Here is a 26,645-nt window from a genome sequence, read left to right as displayed (position 1 = left end):
TTGATCTTATTCTTCGCGCTGAAAGATTAGAATGCGGGGTTCATGACACGCTTACTCATATCTCACTAGTGGCTTACTGGCTCTTACTGGGGCATTCAGCATCCAAGAATGGGCGGCGGTGATTGGTGTGGTGATGGTGTTTGTTACTTACTTCACCAACCGCAGCATTATACTCAGACGATAACGTCTAAATATTCCCAAGGGAACTGGACTAGAGGTTATTACTACCAGAATGGAACAAGTCTGTTTGAGTGTTCAAATGATGGTGTTAACTGGTCAAAAGACACTTGTAAGTAAAGCCCGTCGATACCGATTAAATCTAGATAATCCGTATGCAATAAAAAAATCCAGTGTTTACAAGGCACTGGATTTTTAGTTTTGGCTGACCATTATTTAGCTTTGGTTTATCTAAAGAGCCTAAGCGATCTCAATCTTCTCAGCTTGGTTCTGTTCTACCATAGACAGTGCCAGCGCTTCCGCCGCTTTAATACCATCGATACCAGCAGATAGGATACCACCCGCGTAGCCTGCGCCTTCACCAGCAGGGAAGAAGCCCTTAAGGTTGATGCTTTGGTAGTCTTTGCCACGTTTGATGCAGACAGGAGAGGACGTACGCGTCTCAACACCTGTTAATAGACCGTCTGGCGTAGAGAAGCCTTTGATCTTCTTCTCGAACGCTGGGATTGCTTCACGAATTGCTTCGATAGCAAAATCAGGTAGCGCCTTTGAAATATCAGTTAGGTGTATACCCGGTGTGAATGATGGTTTTACTTCACCGATTTCACTTGGATCGCGACCTTTTAGGAAGTCACCGATTTTCTGTGCAGGGGCGTCGTAGTTCTCGCCACCTAGAACATAAGCGGCACTTTCTAATTCACGTTGTAAACGGATACCTGCTAGTGCATCACCTGGGTAATCTCGCTCTGGGTCGATCCCCACAACGATAGCACTGTTTGCGTTACGTTCTGCACGAGAGTATTGGCTCATGCCGTTGGTGACTACGCGGCCTTCTTCAGAAGTCGCGGCAACCACAGTACCACCCGGACACATACAGAAGCTGTATACAGTGCGGCCATTCTTACAGTGGTGTACTAATTTGTAGTCCGCTGCACCTAAGATAGGATTACCTGCGTTTTTACCGAAGCGAGCTTCATCGATCATCGCCTGTTTGTGTTCGATACGGAAACCAACAGAAAAAGGCTTAGCTTCCATGTAAACGCCACGTTCGTGCAGCATTTCAAACGTATCACGAGCACTATGGCCAACAGCCAGTACAACGTGGCGAGATTTGATCTTTTCACCGTTAGAAAGCGTCAAGCCAGTGATTTGACCGTCTTCCATGTGAACGTCATCAACGCGAGTGCTGAATCGGATTTCGCCACCTAGCTCAATGATAGAAGCACGCATCTTCTCGATCATGGTAACCAGTTTAAAGGTACCGATGTGCGGCTTACTTACGTATAGGATTTCTTCAGGTGCACCAGCAGCTACGAATTCTTCGATTACCTTACGGCCGTAGTGCTTTGGATCTTTAACTTGGCTGTATAGCTTACCGTCAGAGAATGTACCTGCGCCACCTTCACCAAACTGTACGTTTGATTCAGTGTTCAGAGTGCGCTTACGCCAGAAACCAAAGGTATCTTTCGTACGTTCACGAACTTCTTTGCCACGCTCAACGATGATTGGATTGAAGCCCATTTGAGCAAGCACTAGGCCAGCGAACAAACCACAAGGGCCAAAACCGATAACGACAGGGCGCTCAGTTTGGTTCTCAACCGCTTTAGCCACGAATTTGTACTCCATGTCAGGAGTCACTTTTACGTGCGGGTCGCTAATGAATTGCTCTAACAACTCAGCTTCGTTTTCAACGAGAACATCAAGCGTGTAGATAAGTAAGATTTTTGATTTCTTACGAGCATCGTAGCCACGTTTAAAGATATTAAAAGAAAGTACCTGATCAGAATTAATGCCAAGCTTTGCTTCAATAGCGTCTTGAATGGCTGATTCTTCGTGGTCTAGAGGGAGTTTAATTTCGGTTAAACGTATCATTTCGATGTCTCGTCTTTATAGGTGTCTTAGCTAGACCGCTTCTAAACGCAGAGTTTGATGAAAACGCTGATGTTGAAAGAAGCGATAAGCTCACAATGGCGCGCATTTTACGAGAAATTGATTTATCTGTCATACTAATTTGGAAACATGGAGCAAATAGACACGATATTAGAGCCGTATGATGTTGAATTTTGCCTTGGGATGAGTATTATCCTCCATTCTTCAATTTTGACTAACTTATAGAGCAGAGCATCATGGCATTTGTCGTAGGCGATAACTGTATTCAATGTAAATACACGGACTGTGTGGCGGTATGCCCCGCAGATGCGTTCCATGAAGGCCCGAATTTCATGGTAATCAACCCAATCGAATGCATTGATTGTGGTTTATGTGTACCTGAATGCGATGCTCAAGCGATCTTCCAAGAAGATGATCTGCCAGAAGATCAAAAGATTTTTATTGAAGTGAATGCCGAGCTTGCCGAAATCTGGCCGGTACAAACTGAAGTCAAAGCACCGATGGATGAAGCTGAAAAGTGGAATGGTGTCGCTGATAAGTTGGCAATGCTAGAAAAGTAATTGTTGAAAAGAACTCAAATAAAAAGGCGTACTGATTTAATCAATACGCCTTTTTTAATATCTGAGCAGTGTCGACTGGCTCGTTAGCTTATGAAATTTAGCTATGCTGACGACGCATGTTGTCGAGAATAATACCTGTCGCCATTGCTACATTCAGAGACTCTGCGCCACCGAATGCTGGAATCGTAATCTTGTCTGTCACGAATTTAGCGGCGTGTTCACGAATACCGTGAGACTCACTGCCCATCAGTAAAATACCGTTGGCAGTAAATTCCGTCTTATGAACACTTTCACCTTCTAAGAACGCTCCGTAAACAGGCAGGTTCGCTTGCTCTAAGTATTCAGGTAAGTCTGTTTGGCTTACGTGTACTCGGCCAAAGCTGCCCATGGTCGCGCTGATCGTTTTTGGGTTGTATGGGTCTGCACAATCGCTGCTCGCAACGATATGCTTAATGCCATACCAGTCTGCTACGCGAATAATCGTACCTAGGTTGCCCGGATCAGATACACCATCCAGTGCAATCATTAACCCAGTAGCTTTTGGTAATTCAAACGTTGGGATCTCAACAACAGCAATCGCCGCATTGTTACTCACCAAAGTACTCGCTTTGGTTAGGTCATCAAGCGAGGCTTCAACACAATCAAACTCAAACAGTGACGCGTGATTTTCAGATAAGAAATCAGCCGTAGCAAAGACGTTCTTTACGACTAAGTCACTATTGAACAGCTCAAGTACGTTTTTTTCACCTTGAACTAGAAACAGGCCGTGGGCTTTACGTTGTTTCTTTTGGCCCAAAGCACGAAGGAGTTTTAATTGGTTTTTTGAAATCATGTTTTTATCCTAGATATAAGCCCGCGCATTATAGAGCAAAGGTTGGATAACCAAAAGCGTGATAACTCAATGCGATCCACTAAAAAGCAAAAGCAACCCACTTAAAAAAGAAAAGCGCACTAAATAGCGCGCTCTTATCTGATTTAATCATCTAACATTAAGCTGAACCCAAGATTAGCTGACCTGTATGATTAATATGGGGCAGGGTAGCGCTTAAACACTGTGTTGATATCGGTAAGGATCTCTTCTGACAACGGTTTGCTGAACGCTGCTACGTTCTCTTTCAGTTGTTCCATTGTGGTTGCGCCAATAATAGTGGCGGTGACACCATCAACTTGATTACACCACGCTAAAGCTAGTTGGCTCGGTGTAAATCCGTGAGCGTTCGCAACTTCGACATATCCTTTTACGGCTTCATTGGCAGACTCAGTGTCGCGGAAAATACCTTTACGCTGCATGTACGTCCAACGGCTGCCTTCTGGTCTCGCACCATCAATGTATTTGCCACTCAGCATGCCCGCTGCTAACGGTGACCATGGTAGGTAGGCAACGTCTTCATGCACACAGTTTTCAATCAAATAAGGCCAGTCTTTCGCGTGCAGCAAGCTAAATTCATTCTGAATAGAGACCATTCGCGGTAAATCATGCTTCTCACTGAGCTTAAGGTAAGTGTTAATACCCCAAGTGGTGTCATCAGACAAACCAACATGACGGATTTTTCCCGCTTTGATGCAGCTCGCCAGTGCTTGGAGGATCTCTAGCATCTCCGCTTCATGCTGCTTTCTGTCGATATCACTGAATCGAATATGATTCGGGAAATGTTTGCCAAAGTGAGGCGTCGTTCGGTTTGGCCAATGCAGTTGGTAAAGGTCGATATAGTCCGTTTGTAAACGCGCTAGTGAAGCGTCAACCGCTGCAATTACAACTTCCCCCGTGATTGGCCCGCCATCTCGAACCCAAGGCAATCCCGGACCTGCAATTTTGCTGGCGATGATGACTTCTTGGCGGCGCTGCGGATTGCGAGCTAACCAGTTACCTATGATTGCTTCCGTTTTACCGTAGGTGTCTGGAGACGGTGGTACTGCGTACATCTCTGCGGTATCGATAAAGTTAATACCTTGGCTTAGCGAGTATTCGATTTGTTGGTCAGCTTGTTGTTGCGTATTTTGCAGCCCCCAAGTCATGCTGCCAAGGCAGATTCGGGAAACGGGAATTTGACTACTTCCTAGTTTTGAGTATTCCATTAAATTCGGGGTTCCTGTAGTGAGGCTCGTTAGTGCTCGCAGTGTGGATATTGAAAAAGGGCGAGTGAGGAATGAAAACGAATATAAATTATTAGCACAAAATGGCAACACAGGGTATGGCTTGGGCAAGTTTAATGAGTCATTTCTCATTGCAAGAAATGAGTCTGCTTGATGATTGAGAAGCAACATACAAAAGACGCGATAGATAACAAGGTGTTAATAGATCAGGCGCCTGAATGAAGCTGCATTGGGATAGGAGAAAGGTTCAGAGACAAAAGAGCTCTACATCAACGAGAAGTAGAGCTCTTTTTTTAGGGGTTCTATAAACAAGTTCTGAGTATTGATTAAGTTACGAGGTCGCGTTGGTGTCAAAACCACCTTGAGATTGCGCCTGTCTTAGAGCTTCCTGCCTTTGAACTTCTTTCTCAGTTAATACTGGTTGAAGCGTTTCCTCAGAGGCTTGAGGAGAGAAAATGAAATATTTATTAATCGTCATAACTGTGTCTCCGTGTAACGTATGACAGATTCTGCATCAAGGATAAATTGTGATCATCATCCACTTTGTACTTTTTTTAGGCTGAGAGCGGAGGGCGTAGAATGCGTACAAAGCGATCGCTTATCATCCGTATGCAATGTTGAACTGACGAAACCCTCTGTTTTCAAGTATAGGAAGCGCATCTAATTTCGCACAACAATGATTTAGAGCAATTACATACATGGTCAGGGGCGTAAGATGAAAAGCCTCGCGACTGACTCTGCGTACGTATTTGTCTAAAAATACATCGCTTATCTATCTTAATAATTAGGTCAGTAAATCAATTACTTAATCCATGGTGAGATGAATTATGGAAAAGCTTGTAGAACGTTTCCTGAATTACGTTACTTTTGATACTAAATCCGATCCTTCTAATCAGCAATGCCCAAGTTCACCGGGTCAAATTACTTTTGCTGAAGCCTTAAAGTTAGAATTGGTTGCATTAGAGTTAGTTGATGTGTCTTTAGACGAAAATGGCTATTTGATGGCTAAACTGCCGTCGAATGTCGATTACGATGTGCCTGCCATTGGCTTTGTCGCACATATGGATACCGCCCCTGATGCATCAGGCGCGAACGTGAAACCTCAGGTGATTAAAGATTACCAAGGTGGAACGATTGAATTAGGCACAAGTGGCGAATATTTAAACCCAAGCCAATACCCAGACCTTGATGCCCTGCATGGTCACGACCTTATTACGACTGACGGCACAACTCTGCTTGGTGCCGATAACAAAGCGGGCATCGCTGAGATCATCAGTGCGATTGCTTACCTGAAAGCGAATCCAGACATCAAACATGGCGACATCTGCATTGGTTTCACACCGGATGAAGAGATTGGCCGCGGTGCGAACCTGTTTGACGTTGAAAAATTTGGCGCCGAGTGGGCGTACACCATCGATGGTGGGCCAGTAGGGGAGTTGGAATTTGAGAACTTTAATGCCACGAGCGCTGATGTTATCTGTCATGGTGTGAACGTTCACCCAGGTACCGCCAAAGGTAAAATGGTGAACTCAATGAACATTGCAGCGCAATTCCAACTGATGATGCCTGCGCAAGAAACACCAGAGTGCACAGAAGGTTATGAAGGTTTTTACCACCTGAAGTCGGCTGAAATGGGGGTGGCTCGCTCTGAACTGGGATACATCATCCGTGATTTTGAACGTGAGGGTGTAGAAGCGCGTAAGGCATTCATGCAACAGAAAGTGGATGAGCTGAATGAGCGTCTTGAGAAAGGCCGTGTTGAGCTGGTGCTAACCGATAGCTACTTCAATATGAAAGAGATGGTTGAACCGCATCAACATATTATTGAATTAGCGAAGCAAGCGATGATTGAGTGCGATGTTGAGCCAATGATCAAGCCTATCCGAGGTGGTACAGACGGTGCTCGCTTATCTTTCATGGGGCTACCGTGTCCGAATATCTTTACTGGTGGCTACAACTTCCACGGTATTCACGAGTTCATTACCATTCAAGGCATGGAACAAGCGGTAGAAGTGATCGTGAAACTCTCTCAACGTACCGCTATTCACTATCAAAAATAGCCGCCTAAAACGCGATATCTCTTTGTATTTTTGAGAGTATTCATTAATACTCTCTTTAAGCATAAGGGAGTACGCGATGAAAAAGTTAGTTTTACTTTGCACCCACTTAGCCGTGGGTGCTTTTGGTTTTGGGCTGGGTGTCTATGCACTACCTATCTTGATTGAGCCTGATTCTCCTTCCTCAAGTTCTGTTGAAGCGATCAGTCAGCAGGCGATCTATACAGGTGAGTTCACCAAAGATCGACAAGACAGTGACTTTTTGCATTGGGGAGAAGGCATCGTCTCTGTCTCTGAAAGTGCGATAGCTTTTGAAGGTGAATTGGCGCCGGGGCCTGATTATAAGGTTTACCTATCACCCAAGTTTATTGAAACCGAGCAAGCTTTCAATGACAGCAAGAACGAGTTACTGAGAGTCGGAGATGTGAAAACATTCGACCGATTTATGGTTAACCTCCCAGAAGGTACTGATCTTAATCGATTTAATACGGTTGTGATTTGGTGTGAAACTTTTGGCCAATTTATTACTTCTGCCAAGATAAAATGATAGCCTTACCTATTAATCATGAAAAGGAGCGCTCTATTTTTGAGCGCTTTTTATAATGCGTTTATTGGATTGAGTCAGTCGCTGTAAAGCTCATCGTTTTAATGCTCGTCGTTATAAAGCTTAATTGTTGTAATACAAAGGAATAAATGATGGAAAAGATGTGGCAAGTAATAGATTTCTTACTCGCTAATAAGTTTATTTTTAGTGTGCTGATCATCTGCATTATATTAATAATCCGACGAATCACTTTGTCTCGAATCCGTGGTGATGTCGCTTTTCTTAGTGAAGACCAACGTAACTGGATGTCACGTACCAAAAATGGCACATTCGCGATTATTGTTGTGACGTTATTCGTGTTGTGGAAATCCGAAATCAGCGAATTTGCGCTGTCTGTTACCGCTATTGCGGTTGCGATAGTCGTGGCTTCAAAAGAGATCATCCTCTGTTTTACTGGCTCTATTCAGCGTGCGAGTTCTCGCTCATTTCGAATTGGTGATTGGATTGAAGTGGGCAAAATCAGCGGTGAGGTGATTGAGCACAACTTGATGGCGACTGTGATTCAAGAAATCGATTTGTATCATGGGCAATATCACTTCACTGGCAAGACAGCCACGCTGCCTAATAGCATGTTCTTCACTTATCCGGTAAAGAACCTCAACTTCATGAAGCGCTATGTTTATCATAACTTTTTTGTGACGGTGAAAGACTTTGTAAACCTATACCCTATGGTGCCGGGTCTTATCGTGAAAATTGAAGAGCATTGTGAAGAGTTTATCGATGTTGCCCGTCGTTACAATGGTGTGATTGAGAAGCACGCTGGCGTTGACCTTCCTGGCTCTGAACCGCATATTCATATCACGAGCAGCTCAACGGGTGAGCAAGAAGTCCATTTTATGATCTTCTGCCCGACAGAGAAAGCGATTCACCTTGAACAGGATATCCGTAAAGATTTCATGGAAGCTTACGCGTTGGCATTTCCCTCAAGTGACTAATACGATGCTGGAAGCTAACAAGTCCGAATAAAAAGAAAGCCGAGAGCGATAATATCGACTCTCGGCTTTTTTGTATTTGAGATCTAGACTTAGACTTTGAGACCTAGCGTTAGAGATTAATCTAGGTCAGCGAGTGGCAACCAGTCTACTTCTACACCAGCTTGCTCAAACATATCTTGGCTTATCTTGATCTTATCTCCCCAGCGAGAAAGGAAATCTTCACTTTGCTCTGGGCAATGTACCGCTGAAATTCCCGTTTGGATGATTTTTGCTGCACAGTTCGGACAAGGGAAGTGAGTGACCCAAACTTCACAACTGTCTAAATCACGTTTAGCAAACAAGATTGCATTTTCTTCAGCGTGAAGTGTCTTGAGGTATTTCATCTCGCGATCGTCAGTATCCGCACTATCAGACACGCCATGTGGGTAGCCATTAAAGCCAACTGAAACAATACGGTTGTGCTTAGTGATGACGGCGCCGACTTGAGTTGAAGGATCTTTACTCCAAGAACCGACCAATTCCGCCATTTGATAGAAACGTTTAGCCCATTTTGAAATCATGAGAATTCCTTAACAATTAAATGTGAATGCTTATCTGTCTGACAATACATGATGTTAGACAATATCCATAGAGAACAAAAGCTGAGAGGTTGATTTACTTAGAAATTGTAACGCGTTTGTAATTACTTTATAAGCACTTAGTTTCAATTAACATATTGATACACTTTGGTTCGTTATAATTGATATTCCTCGGACAATAGTAACGGGTGTGTTACGTAAATTTTATACTGTTCAAATACTAACAAGTGACGGTATAACCATGCGTAAAAAGTTGATCCTTACGGCTCTTGCAAGCTCTCTTATTCTTGCTGGATGTGGGCAAGATGCTCAAAATGCCAAGCAAGCGCCTCTACCTCTCGTAGCAGTACAGGATGTTAGCGTTGTTTCTCACCAGCAAAGTAAGTCGTACATCGGTCGTATTGAAGCCGTTGAAGACACGGCTATCACAGCGCAGGTTTCTGGCTATCTACAAAGCCGTCATTTCAATGAAGGTCAAATGGTCGAAAAGGGCCAATTACTGTACTCCATTGAACCCTCTTCATTTGAAGCTGAAGTAGCAAGCGCAAAAGCGTCTGTTGCTCAAGCGAACGCGAACCTTAAAAAAGCCGAGCTTGATTTTAACCGAGGTAAGAACCTTCTCCCTAAGGGGAGTATTTCTCAATCGGAATTTGATGCATTGACAGCAAACTTATTGGGTTCTCAGGCACAGCTTGAAGCAAGTCAAGCACAACTCAATGCAGCCAATGTCCAGCTTTCTCATACCAAAATTATTGCGCCTTTCTCTGGACGAATCAGTGACACCAAAGTGAGCACGGGTGATTTGGTTTCACCGTCTTCAGGTGTACTGACTACTTTGGTTAGCCTAGATCCAATCCATGCATCGTTCAGCATCAGTGAGCGTGAGCGTATTGAGCTGGGTATGGATCGTATCGAAGGCGACGGCAGCAGCGATTCTGCAGGTGTTGAAGTTCAGATCATGCTTGAGAATGGTGAAGCGTTCGAACATCTAGGTCAGCTTGATTTCTTGGGTAACCGTATCAACCTCAATACTGGTACGATCGCGATGCGCGCAATTGCTGATAACCCGAACCAGCAATTACTTCCAGGCCAACACGTTCGCGTTGATCTACGTGAAAAGCAATCTATTGATGTTGTGACTATTCCGCGTCGTGCAGTTCAAACCGACCTAGAAGGTGACTTTGTGATGGTATTGGTTGAAGGTGAAGCCGCACCCGTTGCTGAGCGCAGAAACATTGAGATGGGGCGACAAGTTGAAGGTGGTGTGATCGTTCATTCTGGTCTAGAGAAGAACGACGCAGTGATCACTCAAGGCCTACAACGTGTACGTAATGGTATGTCTGTTCGTATTCAAGCTTCTGCTGAACAAGCTGAGTAAGGGGGCTATTTATGTTAAGTCGTTTCTTTATTCAAAGGCCTAAGTTTGCCCTTGTCATATCCATAATATTAACGCTGGCGGGTGCGATCTCTCTCGCTATCTTACCAGTGGCCGAATATCCAAAAATTAGCCCACCATCGGTCAGTGTGTCGGCATTCTACACGGGTGCGAGTGCTGAAGTGGTGGAACAGGCGATAGCCGACCCCATAGAGACATCGGTGAATGGCGTAGAAGATATGATCTACATGTCTTCTAAAAGTGCTAATGATGGTTCATACAACCTTAACGTGACCTTTGATGTCGGTACTGATGCTGATATGGCTCAGGTCAACGTTCAGAACCGGGTTGCTCAGATCGAATCGAAACTTCCACAAGAAGTAAGAATGGTGGGTGTAACGGTCAAGAAGCGTTCTCCTGACTTGCTGATGGTCTTGAACTTCTACTCGCCGAACGGAGAGTACAACGACCAATTCCTGATCAACTACGTGAACTTAAACATTAAAGACCAATTAGCTCGTGTAAAGGGCATCAGTGAAGTTAACGTGTTGGGTGGTGGTGAATACGCGATGCGTGTTTGGTTAGATCCTGAAAAAATGGCTAACCTCAATATAACTACCTCTGATGTGAATCGCGCGTTGGCGGAGCAGAACGTTCAAGTCGCAGCTGGCCGTATTGGAGCAGCGCCTTATAACAACGCGCAAGAAGTGCAATTCAACTTGGTAACAAAAGGCCGATTAGAAACGGCTGATGAATTTGAAAATGTAGTGCTTCGTGCAAATCAAGACGGTTCAACGGTTTATTTAAAAGACGTTGCACGTGTTGAGCTAGGTAAAAAGTTCTACGATGGTAACGGTAAATACCGTGGTCAAGACGCTTCAATCGTAACGCTGTCACTTCAGTCAGACGCTAATGCGCTGGAAAGTGGTAAAGCAGTCATGGCGATGCTCGACAACCTAAGAAAAAACTTCCCTGAAGGCGTTGCTTACGAGGCGAGTTACGACACTACACTCTTCGTTGCTGAGTCGATTAAAGGTGTAGTTAAAACACTCATCGAAGCAATTTTGCTGGTTATCGCAGTAACGTACTTGTTCTTGGGCAGCGCCCGTGCAACCTTGATTCCTGTGGTTGCGATTCCGGTATCTTTGATTGGTACTTTTGCGGTCATGCAGATGACCGGCTTTACCATCAACACAGTAACCCTGTTTGGTTTGATTTTGGCGATTGGTATCGTAGTAGATGATGCGATCTTGGTTATCGAGAACGTAGATACCACGATGGCTAAAGATCCTACCATTTCACCGCGAAAAGCAACGCTTATCGCAATGAAAGAAGTAACGGGTCCAATTGTTACCTCAACCTTGGTTCTGTTAGCGGTATTCATCCCAGTAGCGATGCTGCCAGGTATTACCGGCATCATGTATCGTCAGTTCGCTCTGACCATCTGTATTGCGGTTGTGATCTCTTCTATTAACGCTCTAACGCTGTCACCAGCATTGTGTTCATTGGTTCTTAAGCAGGGCGGTGGTAACACAGCACGTTGGTACCAAGCGTTTAACCGTGGTCTTGAATCAGTAACCAACAAATATGGTCAAATTGCAGGCTTCCTTGTGAAAAAGGGTGTTCTGCTGTTTACCTTCTTTGTTGTGGCACTAGCAGCGGTAACTTACTTCGCGAAAACCACGTCTACGGCTTTCGTACCTCAAGAAGATAAAGGCATCTTGCTGGTTAACGTGCAGCTTCCTGACGCGGCATCGCTGTCTCGTACAGAAGATGTGACAGAGCAGTTACTAGAGATGGTTGAGCAAGAGCCGGGCGTAGATGGTGTGACACTGGTTAACGGCTATGCATTCATGACGGGCGCTTCAGCTTCGAATGGTGCGTCGATGTTCATCAAGCTCCACGATTGGGACATGCGTAACGCACTGGACGGTCAACATTCAGCGCAAGCTATCTCACAACGTATTAATGGCCGAGCGGCAACAGAACTGCCTCAGGCGATTGTATTTGCAATGGGACCTCCTGCTGTACCGGGCATGGGTGCTGCGTCTGGTTTTGAGTTTGTTCTCGAAGATACATTAGGTCGTAGCCGCACTGATCTGGCGATGGTAATGAATGACGTGATTGCTGAGGCAAACAAACAGCCTGAGATTTCACATACCTTCAGTACCTTCCGCGCCAATGTACCTCACTACTATGTCGATATTGACCGTGAGAAAGCGCAACAGCTAGGCATTCCCCTATCGGAAATATTCCAAACGCTACAAGGCAATCTTGGGTCAATGTACGTGAATGACTTCACCATGTTTGGTAAGAATTTCCGCGTGACCATGCAAGCAGACAGTGAACACCGTAGCAGCATGGATGACCTACAACGATTCCACGTACGTTCGTCTAATGGCGAGATGATCCCGTTAAGCACATTGGTGACTTACGACCAGATCTTCGAGCCGGACGTAGCATGGCGTTACAACATGTACCGTAGTGCGGTGATTCAAGGCCAACCAGCACCGGGTTACTCAAGCGGTGATGCGATTGCTGCAATGGAACGTGTTGCGGCTGATGTACTGCCGCAGGGTTATCAGTACGAATGGACAGGCATGGCTTACCAAGAAGTACTAGCCGGTAACCAAGCGATCTTTGCTTTTGCACTTGCTTTGATCTTTATCTACCTGTTTATGGTGGCTCAATACGAGAGTTGGACAATTCCTATAGCGATTATTTTAGTGGTACCGGTTGCAACCTTAGGTTCTTTCTTGGCGCTGAACCTGACAGGCACACCGCTGAATCTCTATGCACAAATTGGTTTGGTTCTCTTGATAGCTTTGGCCGCGAAGAACGCAATCTTGATTGTGGAATTCGCAAAGGTTGAGCGTGAAGAGAAAGACGCACCGATTGAAGATGCGGCGGTGAAGGGCGGTACGCTGCGTTTTCGTGCTGTGAACATGACGTCTTGGTCATTCATTTTAGGTATATTCCCGCTTATCTTCGCTGCGGGTGCTGGTCACGTGAGTCAAAACTCATTGGGTATTTCTCTGATTGGTGGCCTGCTATGTGTGTTGTTAGCGGGTACGTTCCTAATCCCTGGCTTCTATGCATTCGTGCAACGTAAGCGTGAGAAGGCACACGGTGGCAATACCAAGTTGATTCCACTGGACGATGAATAGAGAAGTTAGTGTCTTGTAGGATGAGCTCTTTACAAGGTTTCTCCTTGGTAATTAATTTCTTGTAAAAACGAAGGCTTAGCATTGTGCTAAGCCTTTTTTATTCCACTTGTGAATAAAGAATCTGTTTATATAATGAAATGTTTATTATAAGGTAGAGTTAATACTCCAATTAAAGCTCTCCAATAAAATGGTGTTTTATTCTTAGGTTGTTGTTTTTGTTGGATATATAAGTGTTCGGCTAACACTTGTATGCTCGAAAGTATTTGCACAATAGTGTGAAGTGTTTCAAAATTACCAAGTTATATTGAAATATTTTGTGCATTGAGGTTCTTATGAAAGTCATTGATTTATTTAAACACCGAGGCGACAGCGTGTCTTCGCAACACTCAGAGTTTATGCAATGGATGTCTCCAGCTCTTAGAGATTACTGGGGAGACTTTCTGAATCGCACGCAAAATAGTCATTTCTTTGCGTGGGTTCGTGATCACCACAAACCTGCTGTCAATGAAGATGCGCCAGAGATGCCTGTTGAACCACAGATCGTACTTAAGCCAGAAGCACAACTTGTATTTGATGAGCTTGAACAGCAGATCGGTGAAGTGATCCATACTGGTGATTGGATCAATGTAAGCCAAGACAGAATCAACCAGTTTGGCCTCGTTACTGAAGATATGCAGTGGATTCATACAGAGCCTTCTAAGGCTGAAACAGATTCTCCGTTCAAAACAACCATTGCACATGGTTTTCTGACTTTGTCTCTGCTTCCTCGACTGACAGACAGTGTTGATCCTGACAAATCTCAATTCCCAACGGCGAAGATGGTTGTAAACATTGGTCTTAACCAAGTACGTTTCCCATACCCTGTAAAATCGGGCAGTAACGTTCGCGCTAAAAGTACGCTAACAAAAGTAACGCCAATTAAGAAAGGCCTAGAGATTGAACGCGAAATCCGCGTAGAGATCGAAGGCATCCGTCGTCCTGGTGCTGTGATTGTTTCGGTGATTCAACTTCACTTCTAGAGCTTTTTTATAAGTAGAATTGCTTTTAGCGAAGATTATAGATTCAAAAAAAGAGAGAGCTTAAGGCTCTCTCTTTTTGTTTTTGTTTATCAAGGCGATATCATCAGCATCCTAACAACATCACTAAAAGTCGTTATCTTACTTGATACGTGTGTAGTTACTTAATGCGTTTGTAGTTACTTGATGCGAGTGTAGCCGTACTCTTCGATAAGATCTTGCCCTTGTTTTGACTTCACGAACTTAATGAAATCTTTGCTCTCGTCAGAAACTGATTCAGTTTTGTGCAGCAATAAGAATGGGCGAGCCAATTCATAACTGTGGTTGGCGATGTTCTTAGATGTCGGCTCAACGCCTTCAAATGTGATTGCTTTGATCGAACGGTCGATAGAGCCAACAGAGATGAATCCAATCGCATGTGGGTTATGGTTAACAATCGTTTTTACCATGCTGTTGCTGTTTACAACCAAGTTATTTGGGTTGATGTCAGACACTAGACGGTCGTTAATGATTTTTGTCAAACCAAGTAAGCTCTCGAAGCTGTAACGTGAACCAGAAGAAGCTTCACGAGTTACAACTGCGATAGGTTGATCCGCACCACCTATGGCTTTCCAGTTTGTGATTTTTCCTTTGTAGATATCGAATAGCTGTTCACGTGTAACGTTGCTTACACCGTTTGAACGGTTAGTCACGACGGCTAGGCCGTCAAAGGCAATTGGAAATACCTTCAATTTTTCGCCCTGTTCGCGGTCAGTTAAGTAACGTGAGCTCATACCAATATCAGCGACACCTTTATTGACCATGGTAATACCCGCTGTAGAACCGATGCCCTGAACCGCAATATAGTTATCAGGGTGAGTCTTGTTGTACTCCTCAGCCAATACATCCATCACACGTGATACCGAAGTGGAGCCCGAAATATTGGTTTCTTGTGCAAAAGCAGCATGAGAAGACAGGGCTAAGGATAAAAGAGAGGCAAGCGCGACTCGTAACATAAACAACTCCTAGTTAATAACATTTGGTGGCTATGATAGGTCGGTTATATGACAATTTTGTGAAATTCTATCCGCTCAATGTGTCGCTATTAGCTTGATGAGTGAAAGCGAGTTGGGTTTACAAAAACAGGATTCGTTTCTGGAAGCAGGACGGGTATTTTGTTTGCGCTAGTTCGCTAAAATGTTGGTTGAGTCCTAAGCTAAATAAAGGAATTCACTACTTAGAAGTTTCTATGAAGTTACAAGGGGTGTTATGTCCGTCATTCATATCGAACTGAATCGTCTTTTAATTGGAGCTGAGAAGCTCTGTACATCTCGAAATCGCAATTTACCTGTCGAGCTAGGCAAATCCCTTTATGAAGAGTGTGAGGGTGGTGTGCTGTTTTCTCAGGCTCATTATCTGCTCGACTCATCTCATAGCGATTACACAAATGAGATCGTCTGCGTTAGTTTTGATGAGTCACTGTCATGTTGGTTGGTAATGGTGCCGCTAGAAGGTGATGTAGAAACCGATTCAGTAAATTGGGGGCCTTATCCTTACTTACCTCAATCGAAGGATCTTGATGCTATTTTGTCTGAAATAGAAAAAGACCCTAAATCGTACTTCTGGTCGTGATTATTCTGTTGAGATGTTTGCGAGGGGCTTGATACCTAAAACGAACAACTTTTTTTAACTCACCACATTACAACCTATCTGAGTCACTAAAAACAGTCTACGTTAATAAAGCTTATCTGCGTCAGTAAAACGATCTATGTTACTAAAACTATCTGCATCACTATAAATGATGGATGTCACTTCAAATTATGCCAATAAGATTGCGTAGTTATACCAATCACAGTGAGTAAGTGATCAGTGATTTACTACGATTGGTATTAATAAGATTGTGAAACCAAAGACCGGAAATCTTTTGGTGTTTTACCGTGATAGGTTTTAAAGGCGGTACTAAAATGCGCCGCACTTTTAAACCCGGATTCATAAGCAATTTGAGTAATCGATTTGTTCGATGTTCTTAGTTGTGTGGCTGCGTGGGCGATTCGCTTTATCTTTAAGAGGTTTGAAAACGAAAGGTCTTCCGCCGATAAACGGCGTTTAAGTGTGGCTGGTGACATCCCCATATAGCTGGCTAGGGTATCGAGTGAGATATTATTTTCTATATTCTGTTCAATGTAATGGATGACCTTTTGTGTCACCGTCAATCTAGAAATTCGGCTAATAATCGCTAATAGTTCCGGATACTGCTCAACCATTAAAGACAGCAAACCTAAGCCTAGTTGGGTGAGTGCGTAATCATTCTGAGTCGATGAATTGGCCAGAGACATGATGAGCTCTTTCAATTGGCATATTTCGGTATCCGTTTGATTGAACTTAATGTACTTATCTGGAGTTTGAGTGGATTCTAAATCACTGAACTGATTTATGAACTTTTGGAAAATTGCCAAATCAAAATCTAAGCAAATAGCACTAAACTCACCATTTTCAGTGTCGACCGTGATGTCTTTAATCTGACCAGAATTGTAAAGCGTGAAATCTCCAGCTTTTAACGAGGCTTGAGTGCCATTGGGCAGCATAAAAGATATGCTTCCTTTCGATACCATAAAAATACCGTTTTTAGAGGCGGGGTAGCGTTCGCGTTTCCTGGGAATAAAGTTTCTGAATTGAGTGACCGTGATTGATGGCATAGTGAACTTCTTTGGCGTTGTAGATTAATTGCTTTTTTAAGTATTGTTTAAGCATGAGACATTTACAAAAAAGGCGCTAATAATTAGCGCCTTTAGAAGTAAACCTATTAGAAATTAGGCTTCGGTTTCATTTGTCGTTTCAGGCTCGCTAGGCAAGTCCGCAAAAACTTGTGTAGGTTTTGCTACCAAGTTACGGTTTTCCTGATTAACTTCTGAGAGAACTACTTCTAAAACGTCTCCCAGTTTGTATACCATTTCTTTATCGATAGATACAGTACCCATATCACCGTTGCACTCTATTCTCTCTTTATTATCAAGAATGAGAGAGCCAGGGATAAACGCCGCTGCACCATTGTCAAGTAGGCGTACACGCATACCTGCGCGGTTAATATCGAAAATCTCTGCTTGGAAACGAGTTTCTTCAACTGGAGCGTTCGCTAGAGTACGAGCATACAACCAATCGCCAACGTTACGTTCAGCCATACCGTGGTGACGGCGGTGCAGGGCAAGTTCATCACCAATGGTTTCGTCTGGTGTTTGAATTGGCGCTTTACCTAGGATGTGTGCTTTAAGCATGCGGTGGTTAATCATGTCACCGTATTTACGAATTGGAGAAGTCCAAGTTGCGTAAATGTCTAATCCCATTGCGTAGTGCGGCGCAGGTTCATTGCTGATCTCGCTGTATGCTTGGAATTTACGAATACGGTTGTCGTAGTAGCTGTTGTCTAAAGAACCTAACCAACGACGCAGAGTGGCAAAACCTTCTAGAGAAACGATCTGCTCTTCAGTGAACGGTGTTTCGGCTTCTGGGTTAACCAGCTCCAGAACGTCTGCTACTTTCTCAGCTTTAAAACCAGAGTGACAGTTAAAGACACCTTGATTAAAGCTCTCTTTTAATACTCGACCTGCACAGATGTTCGCGCTGATCATCGACTCTTCAACCAACTTGTTTGCGCTACGACGCATGTCCGCGTGGATAGCGACAACATCGTTGTCTTCGCTAAGTTCAAAGCGGTAGTCAGGACGATCTGGGAACACAACAGCATTGGCTGAGCGCCATGCTGAACGCGCTTGTGCGAATTGGTGAAGATCAGAAACAATTGCAGCAATCTCTTCTGACGGTTGCCATTTCTCTGATGCACCTGTTTCTAGCCAGTCTGATACGTGGTCGTAAGCAAGACGAGCGTGAGATTTTATGTTTGCAGCGAAGAAGTTAATGTCATCACCAATAACACCATCTTTAGATACCGTTACTGTGCAGCAAAGTGCCGGGCGAACTTCGTTCTCTATGAGTGAACATAAGTTGTCAGCTAGATCGCGAGGCAACATTGGGATGTTACGACCAGGCAGGTAAATAGTGAAACCACGCTCGCGAGCCACTTTATCCATTGCATCATCTGGAGAGATGTAAGCGGTAGGATCAGCAATTGCGATAGTCAGTTCAAAATCACCGTTCTCTTTCTTCTTAGCGTAAAGCGCATCGTCCATATCTTTTGTGCTTTCGCCATCGATAGTCACAAAAGGGACGTGAGTCATGTCGATACGTTCAAGATCTGCGTCGTCTTTGATCTGCCAGTCGTCAATGCCTTCAGGTTCGCTGTTTGGTAGGTCATTTTGCGCTAGCGTTACCCACCAAGGCGCGATGTTGTCGTCAGCGTCTGTGATTTTCTCAGAGATCTGAGCTAAGAAGCCGTTGTCACCTTTTAACGGGTGTTGAACGATATGAGCAACAACCCAGTCGCCTTCTTTAAGCGTTTCAGGGTTCAAACCCTTCTTTGCTTTCGCTTTAAGCTGCAGTTTTTTCAGTTGCGGGTGATCTGGAACAACGTTCAATCGGCCTTTGAAAAGCTTAACTCGTGCAATAAAACGAGTTAGACCCTGTTCAATCAACTCCTCTGGCTCTGCAACTTCGCGCTCTTTCTCAGTGCGAATAATGGCAATCACCTTGTCACCGTGCACACATTTTTTCATGTACGGCGGTGGGATGAAGAAGCTAGTTTTGCTATCGACTTCGAGAAAACCAAACCCTTTTTCAGTGGCTTTGATTGTACCTTCCTTTTTAGGGAGGGTTTCTTGGATTTGCTGTTTGAGTTGAGCGAGTAGAGGATTATCTTGAAACATTTTGACTTTTATCTATCGAGGACAATTGAGCACACTATAATCATTGCGAGGCTTGATTACTACTTAAAGGCGAAGTGAGCGTTAATTAATTGCCCTCTTATTTAACTAGGTCAATTTGCTAGAAGTTTGGTGCTGTGACGAGATATTCATCAAGTTTTGACGATATGATAGCCAGTGTTGATGTGAAACCGAAAAATATGTGATGTATTTCAATTTTTTCTGGCTTTTTTTATGCATTTAAGGAATAATCCGCCTCCCTTAGACGTCCCTAATGGCTTGAAGTGTTTTATTACTGCTTCGTAACTCTGAATGGAATCAGTATCTGATTGGATCAGTATTGGAATTGATAGAGCTCCCGGGACCTTTTGTTTACTTATATATAGTGGGATCCCAATGTCCGAATCTGTAATTCAATTTAATGAATTAGCCCTAAACGAAAACATTCTTTCAGCTCTTGATAGCATGGGTTTCGTTTCTCCGACTCCAATCCAAGCAGCAGCTATTCCTCTTCTTCTTGAAGGCCGTGACGCACTAGGTAAAGCACAGACTGGTACTGGTAAAACAGCAGCATTCTCTCTGCCTTTACTTAACAAAATCAACCTGAACCAACATAAACCACAAGCAATCATCATGGCTCCTACTCGTGAGCTAGCGATTCAAGTTGCTGCGGAAATCAAAAACCTAGGCCGTGATATCAAAGGTCTTAAAGTTCTTGAAATCTACGGTGGCGCTTCAATTGTTGACCAAATGCGCGCTCTAAGCCGCGGTGCTCACATTGTTGTTGGTACTCCAGGTCGTGTTAAAGACTTACTAACTCGTGACCGTCTACACCTAGATGAAGCACATACATTTGTTCTTGATGAAGCAGATGAAATGCTAAAAATGGGCTTCGTAGATGACGTTACTTGGATCCTAGAGCAAGCTCCAGAATCTGCACAACGTGTACTTTTCTCTGCGACTATGCCTCCAATGGTTAAGACTATTGTTGACCGTTACCTACGTAACCCGGCTAAAGTTGACGTTGCTGGTACTAACCACACAGTTGACAAAGTAGCGCAGAACTACTGGGTTGTTAAAGGCGTAGAAAAAGACGAAGCAATGTCTCGTCTTCTTGAAACTGAAGAAACTGACGCGTCAATCGTATTCGTACGCACTCGTCAAGACACTGAGCGTCTAGCTGATTGGCTATCTGCACGTGGCTTCAAAGCTGCTGCACTGCACGGTGATATTCCTCAGTCTCTACGTGAGCGCACTGTTGATCACATCAAACAAGGTGTTATCGATATCCTAGTTGCAACTGACGTTGTAGCACGTGGTCTTGATGTTCCACGTATCACTCACGTATTTAACTACGACATCCCATTCGATGTTGAATCTTACATCCACCGTATTGGCCGTACTGGTCGTGCTGGACGTAAAGGTAAAGCGATCCTACTAGTTCGCACTAACCAAATCCGTATGCTTCGCACAATCGAGCGTGTAACTAAGTCTCAAATGGAAGAAATCCAACTTCCACAACGTGACGAAGTTGCTGCTGCACGTGTTGCTAAGCTTGGTGCTGAGCTTGAAACTGAGAAAGAGAGCAAAGCTCTAGAAAACTTCGCAGGTTTAATCTCTACACTACAAGAATCTCTAGAAGTTGATGCTGCTACTCTAGCTGCAATGCTTCTTAAGCGTCAGCAAGGTAAGAGCCCTCTATTCTACGTTGGCGAAGACCCAATGATCGCTGCTATTGAGCGTGATAAGAACCGTCGCAAAGAGCGTCGTGAAGACCGTGACAATGGTCGTGGCGATCGTAACTTCAATACGCAAGATTGGGATACGTACCAACTACAAGTTGGCCGTGAGCAAGGCGTTCAGGTTAAAGACATCGTTGGCGCACTAGCAAACGAACTTGGCCTAACTAAAGGTTCTATCGGTGCTATCAAGCTAGACCAAGGTTCTACTTACGTTCAACTGCCAAAAGCAATGAACTCTGAAACTGCTGGTAAGCTAAGCAAACTTCGTATTCGTCAAAAAGAAGCTGGCGCTGTAGTTGTTGATTTCAACGACTTCCGTGAGCCTCGTCGTGGCGGCGGCGGTCGTGATGGCAACCGTGGCGGTCGTGATGGCGGTCGTGGCGGTCGTGATGGCGGCGGCTACCGTGGTAACCGTGAAGGCGGTAATCGCGAAGGCGGCAATGGCGGTCGTGGTGGCTACCGTGGCAACCGTGACGGCGCACGTGATGGTAACTCAGCTGGCGGCCGTGATGGCGAGCGTCGTTTCGACCGTAACCGTGGTGGCGATCACCGTGGTAACCACCGTGGCGAACGTGGCCATGGCAACGCAGCAGGAAATGGCGGCAACCGTGGTCGTCGTCCAGAGCGCAGCGAAGGTTAATCAACCTTTAGTTTTAAGCTGAAGCTTACAAGCCAAGTGCTTATAGACGAATAGCTTAAACAGTGAATTTAAAAGCCGAGCATAATGCTCGGCTTTTTTGTGCCTGCTATTTGAACTTAAGCTTTGGTTGGTTCTATATATGCGGCAGCTTACTTCACACTAAACTTAGTCCCTATATTTAATGTTAGCGCTTAAACTTAGCTGTATCGCGTTCTAAGTCTATATTGAAATAACGTGCTACAAGATACTAAAACAATGAGTGAAGGCTATCTAAGCGACGTTACAGTTCATTTATTCGTAGAGTTGTACTCGAATGCAATTAAAAGAAGATCGGATTTCGTCGTTCACTATTCCCAACTCTTGTGATCTTTTTGATGCAAACATTGAGCAATTGAGAAATCGAGCAAAAAGTTATCGGCAATGATAAGCAGAGAAAAGGGAAGGGGACTAGGCGGATTACGTGCATTGGTTCGATTCACTCTAGTTAACTTAATCGAGTAGAAATTAGGGCGTGTTGATCTTTCGAGCTGGTTTTTGCAGCGAGTTGCTGGGTATTTATACAAGGCGGAGGCTTTGATGTGTAGCTAGTCTACATGAGAAGCCGATAACGTAGTAGAAATGACCAGCAAACGCTGCCCGAAGGGTTCGAGCTGGGCGCCCCCGCAAAAAGCGTTTTACTCTTTGTTGAGGGAGATTTGCTTAGAATGACTAGGCTACTTCCCCCTCGCCGCGATTAAAACGCTTTTATCTCGAACAAAGTTTAACCGCGAAAGGTCAACACGCCCTAAACAAGTGTTCCTTATTGCTGACCTCTTCGTAATGTCAGTTTTAAGTAAAGACGCTTGCGATCACACTCCGTAGGCCCAATAGTAATAATATTCACCATAACTGGAATGCTCTTATGTTTAACTCACTTACCTCGTTATTTAAACAATTAGTTGACGGCTCTGATTTAGGCAAAACGCCCACTGCCTCACCTAACTTAGCCATCGCCAGCTTGTTATGCGAAGTCGCTGGTGCAGACCACGCGATCAACGAATCAGAGCAACAAGCCAAACTGCACTTACTTCAGCGTTTACTGAACATAACCGAAGAAGAATCAAAAGCTTTATTAACACAAGCTGAGCCTCAAGTTGAACAATCTGTTTCTCTGTACGATTTCACTTCTCAACTGCGAGAGCTTTCGCAGCCGGTTCGCATAGAATTAATCAAAGCTATGTGGGAAGTCGCGCATGCGGATGGAGAGATTGACCCACTTGAAGATTCAGTGATCCGTAAAACCGCAGAACTGCTCTACGTTGACCACAGTGACTTTATCAAAACTAAGCTGAACGTCATCGGTAAAAGCTAACCAAAGGCTCGATACTCACGTTTAGTGACTGGATCAACGTAAACGGTCGCCATGCATGATGCCTTTGAGCTCTAACGGCGTGCCCTTCTTAGTGACATAAAGGCCGCGCTGATTTGATACCAACACACTGCGCTTGCCTTGTGTTTGTTGAATGTATAAGTGCTTGATATTGAATGTCTGCTTATCTTGGGCCTGATCTTGATCCAATTGATAAAAGTAGTAATGATTCCCCCAGCGCAAGAACACGCCAAACATCTGCTTAGTTTGAGCGATATTCCCATCGATATCGTAACCAATGTACTGCATTTTGACTCGACCATTTTCCAATCGAAGTGATATTTTTTCCCAGCCTACCATCGGGTATTCTGCGGAAAATTTATAAGTACTTTTGGTTGCGAGCCCAGAAATTAAGCCTACATTTAGAATCACAAAAAACGTGAGTAAGATAGGCATCCAAAACTTACGATTCATATCACTCACCCTCGCTCATCGTCATTATCGTCATCGCAAGACAAAGATTTAAACTGGTGACTCATCTCTTTCCAGCGCCCGTTTATCAATGCGACGGCTTGGATATTCTGGCACCCAACTCCGATGCGATGCAGATAAAGCGAATCAACACCGAGTTCTGAGACGGTATTGAGTTCGGTTAATAATTCTTGATCAAAATTCAAACTGTCGTGATAAACATCCATGCCACGATAGCTCGTTTTATCCATAAAAAAAACGAACTGATAAAACAGCACGAGAAGAAGCGCGCTGACGACCATCCCTACGATACGAGATTGGTGACGAGTGAGAAAACTCTTAACCCTTCGCTGTTTATGAAGTTCCCGTTGTTGGGGTAATACAGACTCGCTTTTACTGTCATCACTGCGATCACTGCGATCACTGCGATCACTGTCAGTATTAAAAACCTCTAGCTCAACGGTTTCATTAGGAACATTAACTTGAGCTACTTGAGTTTGAATAGCAGAAATGGGTGTTGATAGATAACCACCAAGCTGTTGAGGTCTGCTAAAACTGTACCCTTGCTTCTGAACCGTTAAAATTTTGCACTCACAGTTCAGTTCATTCAACGCTGTACGAATGTTCTTTATCGCTACGTTTAGCGAGCTTCCTGTCACCACCCGCCCAGGCCAGCAATGTTCAAGAAGGAAGTCTCGGCCAATCGCTTTCGGGCTATTCATCACCAAATGTTCAAGGATCAAACTTTCGGATGAAGACAAGGTGACCTGCTTGTTAGAGCTCGAATTAATGAGAGTATTGTTATTCAATTCGATACCCGAAGCGTCTAAGGTGATCTTATCAGGGCTATTGGCGTTCATTTCGGCGAGGCGTTCATAAATAAAAGGTCATCAAAAAGGTGTTTATTTGGTCGAGCTAATACCAAACCATACATGGAAAAGAAGAGTAATAAGTTTAGTCAATAATTAAGCCAAATATAAGCTCAGCAAGTAACAAGATAAAATAACAACAAGGTGAGCCAGTCACGAAAACTCACTCACCTATGAACATAGCCAAGTTTAACTCTAAACTTGTCATGGTCCTATATTAAGACCTCGTCGTTACGCAATCTGAAAACGAGGTCACAATTCTGTTCTAGCGAAATTATAGTTCCAGTTTGAATCCAAGTTCACTAATCATAACTTCAGCGAAGCCTAACTTTACTGCATTCAACTGACTGGCAACTCCGCGAGCTTGTTCTTCGTTTTTAGCCAATATTGCCATTGAGTAAATGGGTCTGATCATCGCTTTTTGGTTTGGCTTCTCTTGAGCTATTTCTTGATGTTTTAAGTAAGCAGAAGTAATCACGCCTTGAGCGCTCCAATCGACAACCATTTGTAAATCTTGGCTGATAATCTCATCGACAATGAATTGATTCTCAGGCTCTGTCCAAGCGAGTTCGACTGCGTAGTTTTTGAAAGCGACGTCAGTGTTTAACCACTTATTACCAATGTCTCTGATTTCAGTCACCTCGACAAGCTCTTTGAATTGGAATGGTAGGTTACCAATCAACTCTCGAACGTGCTGTTCACTGTCCGCTTCAATCACAAACTTAATCATCGGAAATTTCTTGTCTCCGATAAAGCTTTCCGATACGAACATATCGTGTACCAAGCCAGCGTCAATTAAGTTAGCAAATGCTTTTTTCTGATGAGGCATCGCCTCAAATACCGCTTGAGCATCGTCGGTTTTCCAAGCGACTGACACACCGTATGCCGCAGCATGGGCATGGGTTGAAAAAAGAGTCGCTGAAAGTAGAAAGCTAAAAATAGCTAAAAAGGTTCCTAGAGTTGTTTTCATTATGTGGTTTCCTGATTAGTCGCGAATAATTTCATACAAGTTAGGGTCAGCAGAAACCCCTTCGATTTTTAAAGGTGGTAGCTCTTTTCTCATCACTTGTATTGCATCATGGAATTGCTTCTTACTCTCCCATTCAGCGACATTGATAAAGCGGTATGTCGCGTCCGAGCTTAAAGAGCGGTGCAGTTTGGTCGATAGGTATCCGGGTTGCTTCATCAATACGTCTCGCGCATTTTCCCAATACGTTAATGTAGCGGCCTCATGGGCCGGCTCGACTGAAAAGGTATTTATCAATACAACGGGTTGTGCCGAAACCAACGCACTTACGCTTAGCGCCCCCAGTGCCAATCCATACTTAATAATGTTCTTCATCCTATTCTCCTTGTTTTGGGTGAGCTAACGCTACCACCTAGCCCTCCCCAATCAAGGTCGAGACCTGCGATTTAATATTAATTAAAAAGCTAAATTTCAAACCAATATTATTCACTCGTAAAATAAGCGATGTAGCCATTCACTATTGATAAACCAATTGTTGAAATTAGGTTTCTTGGGATAGTCATTGCCCTTAACGTGAATAGTCATAGCCCTCAATTTGGATCGTCATTACCCTCAAATAACAGGCACAAAAAAACCACCTAATAAGTAGGTGGCTCTTCATTTTAATAACTCACAAGATTCAGGCTAACTTTAAGTGTTTAACCTTTCAGTATTTAACCAAGCGCCTCTCTGAAATACAAACGATTACAACATAGTCAGCGCAAGCTTTGCCAAGTTATAAGCGTCAACATAACCAGAGTGCTGACGACCTTCCCACTCAATGTTTTTCGCTTCTTGAGCAGCACGGTGACCAATACGTTTTTCTTTCAATCGATTCTGAACTCGATAAAGCGTGGCGATATTCAAGAACTCGCTGAACGGAGGTTCGATGCCTTTCTCAATACACTCTTTGTGTAAGATAAGGTCGTCACGTCCCCACGCTGCATAGATTTTTTTTGGTCCACCGAAGTTCTTAATCATCGACTTGATGACAGATTCTAATGGACGACCTTGCTTTTCGATTTTACGAGGTGTTATGCCCGTTAGCTCGGCGCAGAACAGAGAGACTTCGTCTTTCTCTGGCTTAACGTAGTATTGTGCTCGCTTGACGATAGTGCCAGATGCTAGATCAATTTCAGCAAGACCAACTTCAATGATCTCGCCTGTTGTTCCCACACCGTCTTCGCTCCAACAGCACATTTCCAAATCGAAACATACCACTCGATTGTGATTCATACGTCGCCTAATTCTCTCGTCAAAAATTTTGTCAAATTGTACATGAGCCCAATACAGAACTCGACCCTAGTTGCATCAAGTGCTCAT

At 44.0% G+C, this 26,645-nt stretch carries 23 protein-coding genes; 10 read left to right on the top strand and 13 right to left on the bottom strand.

Features of this window, described 5'->3' with window-relative positions:
• Window positions 1–417: 417 nt before the first annotated feature.
• Window positions 418–2,049 (bottom strand): NAD(P)/FAD-dependent oxidoreductase, encoded by a 1,632-nt coding sequence (locus ACED42_RS06390; protein WP_102250258.1) that lies wholly within the window; start codon window positions 2,047–2,049, stop codon window positions 418–420.
• Between the two features lie 254 nt (window positions 2,050–2,303).
• On the opposite strand from ACED42_RS06390, the gene fdxA reads away from it, so the two are divergent.
• On the top strand, window positions 2,304–2,627 hold the full coding sequence (gene fdxA / locus ACED42_RS06385) for a ferredoxin FdxA (protein WP_009844780.1): 324 nt from the start codon (window positions 2,304–2,306) through the stop codon (window positions 2,625–2,627).
• A 97-nt stretch (window positions 2,628–2,724) separates the two neighbouring features.
• On the opposite strand, the gene ACED42_RS06380 is transcribed toward fdxA, so the two are convergent.
• The 3 genes from ACED42_RS06380 to ACED42_RS06370 all read right to left on the bottom strand — a co-directional run bounded on the left by ACED42_RS06380 (window position 2,725) and on the right by ACED42_RS06370 (window position 5,199).
• Window positions 2,725–3,459: an RNA methyltransferase gene (locus ACED42_RS06380; RefSeq protein WP_009844781.1), complete on the bottom strand. Its 735-nt coding sequence runs from the start codon at window positions 3,457–3,459 to the stop codon at window positions 2,725–2,727.
• 191 nt (window positions 3,460–3,650) lie between these two features.
• Window positions 3,651–4,703 carry an aldo/keto reductase gene (locus ACED42_RS06375; RefSeq protein ID WP_371701880.1) on the bottom strand — a complete coding sequence of 351 codons (1,053 nt, stop codon included), beginning with the start codon at window positions 4,701–4,703 and terminating at the stop codon, window positions 3,651–3,653.
• Window positions 4,704–5,052: 349 nt separating this feature from the next.
• Complete coding sequence (locus ACED42_RS06370) at window positions 5,053–5,199, bottom strand: hypothetical protein (protein ID WP_009844784.1); 147 nt, start codon at window positions 5,197–5,199, stop codon at window positions 5,053–5,055.
• A 349-nt stretch (window positions 5,200–5,548) separates the two neighbouring features.
• On the opposite strand from ACED42_RS06370, the gene pepT reads away from it, so the two are divergent.
• From pepT to ACED42_RS06355, 3 genes are all read left to right on the top strand, one after another.
• Window positions 5,549–6,781, top strand: coding sequence for a peptidase T (pepT, locus tag ACED42_RS06365; protein ID WP_371701878.1), 1,233 nt, complete (start codon window positions 5,549–5,551; stop codon window positions 6,779–6,781).
• 76 nt (window positions 6,782–6,857) lie between these two features.
• A complete protein-coding gene (locus tag ACED42_RS06360; protein WP_102351502.1) occupies window positions 6,858–7,325 on the top strand; it encodes a DM13 domain-containing protein in 468 nt (155 codons plus the stop codon).
• A 149-nt stretch (window positions 7,326–7,474) separates the two neighbouring features.
• On the top strand, window positions 7,475–8,317 hold the full coding sequence (locus tag ACED42_RS06355; protein ID WP_009844787.1) for a mechanosensitive ion channel family protein: 843 nt from the start codon (window positions 7,475–7,477) through the stop codon (window positions 8,315–8,317).
• A 116-nt stretch (window positions 8,318–8,433) separates the two neighbouring features.
• Here ACED42_RS06355 and ACED42_RS06350 read toward each other — a convergent pair whose 3' ends face one another.
• On the bottom strand, window positions 8,434–8,877 hold the full coding sequence (locus tag ACED42_RS06350) for a dCMP deaminase family protein (protein ID WP_004731749.1): 444 nt from the start codon (window positions 8,875–8,877) through the stop codon (window positions 8,434–8,436).
• A 259-nt stretch (window positions 8,878–9,136) separates the two neighbouring features.
• Here ACED42_RS06350 and ACED42_RS06345 point away from each other — a divergent pair, with 259 nt between their 5' ends.
• From ACED42_RS06345 to ACED42_RS06335, 3 genes are all read left to right on the top strand, one after another.
• The gene (locus ACED42_RS06345; RefSeq protein ID WP_009844788.1) at window positions 9,137–10,273 is read left to right on the top strand and encodes an efflux RND transporter periplasmic adaptor subunit; all 1,137 of its coding nucleotides are present in this window, start codon (window positions 9,137–9,139) and stop codon (window positions 10,271–10,273) included.
• 11 nt (window positions 10,274–10,284) lie between these two features.
• Complete coding sequence (locus ACED42_RS06340) at window positions 10,285–13,437, top strand: efflux RND transporter permease subunit (protein ID WP_371701876.1); 3,153 nt, start codon at window positions 10,285–10,287, stop codon at window positions 13,435–13,437.
• Between the two features lie 332 nt (window positions 13,438–13,769).
• Window positions 13,770–14,456, top strand: a complete 687-nt coding sequence (locus tag ACED42_RS06335; RefSeq protein ID WP_009844790.1) for a MaoC family dehydratase — start codon at window positions 13,770–13,772, stop codon at window positions 14,454–14,456.
• A gap of 176 nt (window positions 14,457–14,632) precedes the next feature.
• Here the strand turns inward: ACED42_RS06335 and ACED42_RS06330 are convergent, their stop codons facing one another.
• Window positions 14,633–15,448, bottom strand: a complete 816-nt coding sequence (locus tag ACED42_RS06330) for a phosphate ABC transporter substrate-binding protein (protein WP_009844791.1) — start codon at window positions 15,446–15,448, stop codon at window positions 14,633–14,635.
• 253 nt (window positions 15,449–15,701) lie between these two features.
• Here ACED42_RS06330 and ACED42_RS06325 point away from each other — a divergent pair, with 253 nt between their 5' ends.
• Complete coding sequence (locus ACED42_RS06325) at window positions 15,702–16,064, top strand: DUF3024 domain-containing protein (protein ID WP_371701875.1); 363 nt, start codon at window positions 15,702–15,704, stop codon at window positions 16,062–16,064.
• A gap of 257 nt (window positions 16,065–16,321) precedes the next feature.
• Here the strand turns inward: ACED42_RS06325 and ACED42_RS06320 are convergent, their stop codons facing one another.
• Both ACED42_RS06320 and rnb read right to left on the bottom strand, forming a co-directional pair.
• Window positions 16,322–17,128: an AraC family transcriptional regulator gene (locus ACED42_RS06320; RefSeq protein WP_017099793.1), complete on the bottom strand. Its 807-nt coding sequence runs from the start codon at window positions 17,126–17,128 to the stop codon at window positions 16,322–16,324.
• 114 nt (window positions 17,129–17,242) lie between these two features.
• Window positions 17,243–19,249 carry an exoribonuclease II gene (gene rnb, locus ACED42_RS06315; protein ID WP_371701873.1) on the bottom strand — a complete coding sequence of 669 codons (2,007 nt, stop codon included), beginning with the start codon at window positions 19,247–19,249 and terminating at the stop codon, window positions 17,243–17,245.
• A gap of 309 nt (window positions 19,250–19,558) precedes the next feature.
• On the opposite strand from rnb, the gene ACED42_RS06310 reads away from it, so the two are divergent.
• On the top strand, window positions 19,559–21,628 hold the full coding sequence (locus ACED42_RS06310; RefSeq protein WP_135385585.1) for a DEAD/DEAH box helicase: 2,070 nt from the start codon (window positions 19,559–19,561) through the stop codon (window positions 21,626–21,628).
• A gap of 901 nt (window positions 21,629–22,529) precedes the next feature.
• The gene (locus ACED42_RS06305) at window positions 22,530–22,979 is read left to right on the top strand and encodes a TerB family tellurite resistance protein (protein ID WP_009847013.1); all 450 of its coding nucleotides are present in this window, start codon (window positions 22,530–22,532) and stop codon (window positions 22,977–22,979) included.
• A gap of 33 nt (window positions 22,980–23,012) precedes the next feature.
• Here ACED42_RS06305 and ACED42_RS06300 read toward each other — a convergent pair whose 3' ends face one another.
• The 5 genes from ACED42_RS06300 to ACED42_RS06280 form a co-directional block, all read right to left on the bottom strand.
• The gene (locus tag ACED42_RS06300) at window positions 23,013–23,450 is read right to left on the bottom strand and encodes a hypothetical protein (protein WP_029222865.1); all 438 of its coding nucleotides are present in this window, start codon (window positions 23,448–23,450) and stop codon (window positions 23,013–23,015) included.
• A 5-nt stretch (window positions 23,451–23,455) separates the two neighbouring features.
• On the bottom strand, window positions 23,456–24,172 hold the full coding sequence (locus ACED42_RS06295; RefSeq protein WP_371701884.1) for a transcriptional regulator: 717 nt from the start codon (window positions 24,170–24,172) through the stop codon (window positions 23,456–23,458).
• 418 nt (window positions 24,173–24,590) lie between these two features.
• Window positions 24,591–25,286, bottom strand: coding sequence for a hypothetical protein (locus ACED42_RS06290; protein ID WP_017102684.1), 696 nt, complete (start codon window positions 25,284–25,286; stop codon window positions 24,591–24,593).
• 15 nt (window positions 25,287–25,301) lie between these two features.
• A complete protein-coding gene (locus ACED42_RS06285) occupies window positions 25,302–25,658 on the bottom strand; it encodes an antibiotic biosynthesis monooxygenase (RefSeq protein ID WP_012604199.1) in 357 nt (118 codons plus the stop codon).
• A gap of 369 nt (window positions 25,659–26,027) precedes the next feature.
• Complete coding sequence (locus ACED42_RS06280; RefSeq protein ID WP_009847018.1) at window positions 26,028–26,558, bottom strand: 3'-5' exonuclease; 531 nt, start codon at window positions 26,556–26,558, stop codon at window positions 26,028–26,030.
• Window positions 26,559–26,645: the final 87 nt, after the last annotated feature.

Source organism: Vibrio sp. FF145, from assembly GCF_041439075.1.
Lineage (GTDB): Bacteria > Pseudomonadota > Gammaproteobacteria > Enterobacterales > Vibrionaceae > Vibrio > Vibrio tasmaniensis_A.
This window is presented reverse-complemented; position numbering and strand designations above follow the sequence as displayed.

Bases quoted from the DNA above. Each gene is read 5' to 3' on its own strand.
- ACED42_RS06350 (WP_004731749.1), bottom strand. From the start codon at position 8,877: ATGATTTCAAAATGGGCTAAACGTTTCTATCAAATGGCGGAATTGGTC.
- ACED42_RS06390 (WP_102250258.1), bottom strand. From the start codon at position 2,049: ATGATACGTTTAACCGAAATTAAACTCCCTCTAGACCACGAAGAATCA.
- ACED42_RS06355 (WP_009844787.1), top strand. From the start codon at position 7,475: ATGGAAAAGATGTGGCAAGTAATAGATTTCTTACTCGCTAATAAGTTT.
- ACED42_RS06360 (WP_102351502.1), top strand. From the start codon at position 6,858: ATGAAAAAGTTAGTTTTACTTTGCACCCACTTAGCCGTGGGTGCTTTT.
- ACED42_RS06300 (WP_029222865.1), bottom strand. From the start codon at position 23,450: ATGAATCGTAAGTTTTGGATGCCTATCTTACTCACGTTTTTTGTGATT.
- ACED42_RS06325 (WP_371701875.1), top strand. From the start codon at position 15,702: ATGTCCGTCATTCATATCGAACTGAATCGTCTTTTAATTGGAGCTGAG.
- ACED42_RS06280 (WP_009847018.1), bottom strand. From the start codon at position 26,558: ATGAATCACAATCGAGTGGTATGTTTCGATTTGGAAATGTGCTGTTGG.
- ACED42_RS06345 (WP_009844788.1), top strand. From the start codon at position 9,137: ATGCGTAAAAAGTTGATCCTTACGGCTCTTGCAAGCTCTCTTATTCTT.
- ACED42_RS06320 (WP_017099793.1), bottom strand. From the start codon at position 17,128: ATGCCATCAATCACGGTCACTCAATTCAGAAACTTTATTCCCAGGAAA.
- pepT (WP_371701878.1), top strand. From the start codon at position 5,549: ATGGAAAAGCTTGTAGAACGTTTCCTGAATTACGTTACTTTTGATACT.
- rnb (WP_371701873.1), bottom strand. From the start codon at position 19,249: ATGTTTCAAGATAATCCTCTACTCGCTCAACTCAAACAGCAAATCCAA.
- fdxA (WP_009844780.1), top strand. From the start codon at position 2,304: ATGGCATTTGTCGTAGGCGATAACTGTATTCAATGTAAATACACGGAC.
- ACED42_RS06285 (WP_012604199.1), bottom strand. From the start codon at position 25,658: ATGAAGAACATTATTAAGTATGGATTGGCACTGGGGGCGCTAAGCGTA.
- ACED42_RS06380 (WP_009844781.1), bottom strand. From the start codon at position 3,459: ATGATTTCAAAAAACCAATTAAAACTCCTTCGTGCTTTGGGCCAAAAG.
- ACED42_RS06310 (WP_135385585.1), top strand. From the start codon at position 19,559: ATGGAATCAGTATCTGATTGGATCAGTATTGGAATTGATAGAGCTCCC.
- ACED42_RS06290 (WP_017102684.1), bottom strand. From the start codon at position 25,286: ATGAAAACAACTCTAGGAACCTTTTTAGCTATTTTTAGCTTTCTACTT.
- ACED42_RS06370 (WP_009844784.1), bottom strand. From the start codon at position 5,199: ATGACGATTAATAAATATTTCATTTTCTCTCCTCAAGCCTCTGAGGAA.
- ACED42_RS06375 (WP_371701880.1), bottom strand. From the start codon at position 4,703: ATGGAATACTCAAAACTAGGAAGTAGTCAAATTCCCGTTTCCCGAATC.
- ACED42_RS06335 (WP_009844790.1), top strand. From the start codon at position 13,770: ATGAAAGTCATTGATTTATTTAAACACCGAGGCGACAGCGTGTCTTCG.
- ACED42_RS06305 (WP_009847013.1), top strand. From the start codon at position 22,530: ATGTTTAACTCACTTACCTCGTTATTTAAACAATTAGTTGACGGCTCT.
- ACED42_RS06340 (WP_371701876.1), top strand. From the start codon at position 10,285: ATGTTAAGTCGTTTCTTTATTCAAAGGCCTAAGTTTGCCCTTGTCATA.
- ACED42_RS06330 (WP_009844791.1), bottom strand. From the start codon at position 15,448: ATGTTACGAGTCGCGCTTGCCTCTCTTTTATCCTTAGCCCTGTCTTCT.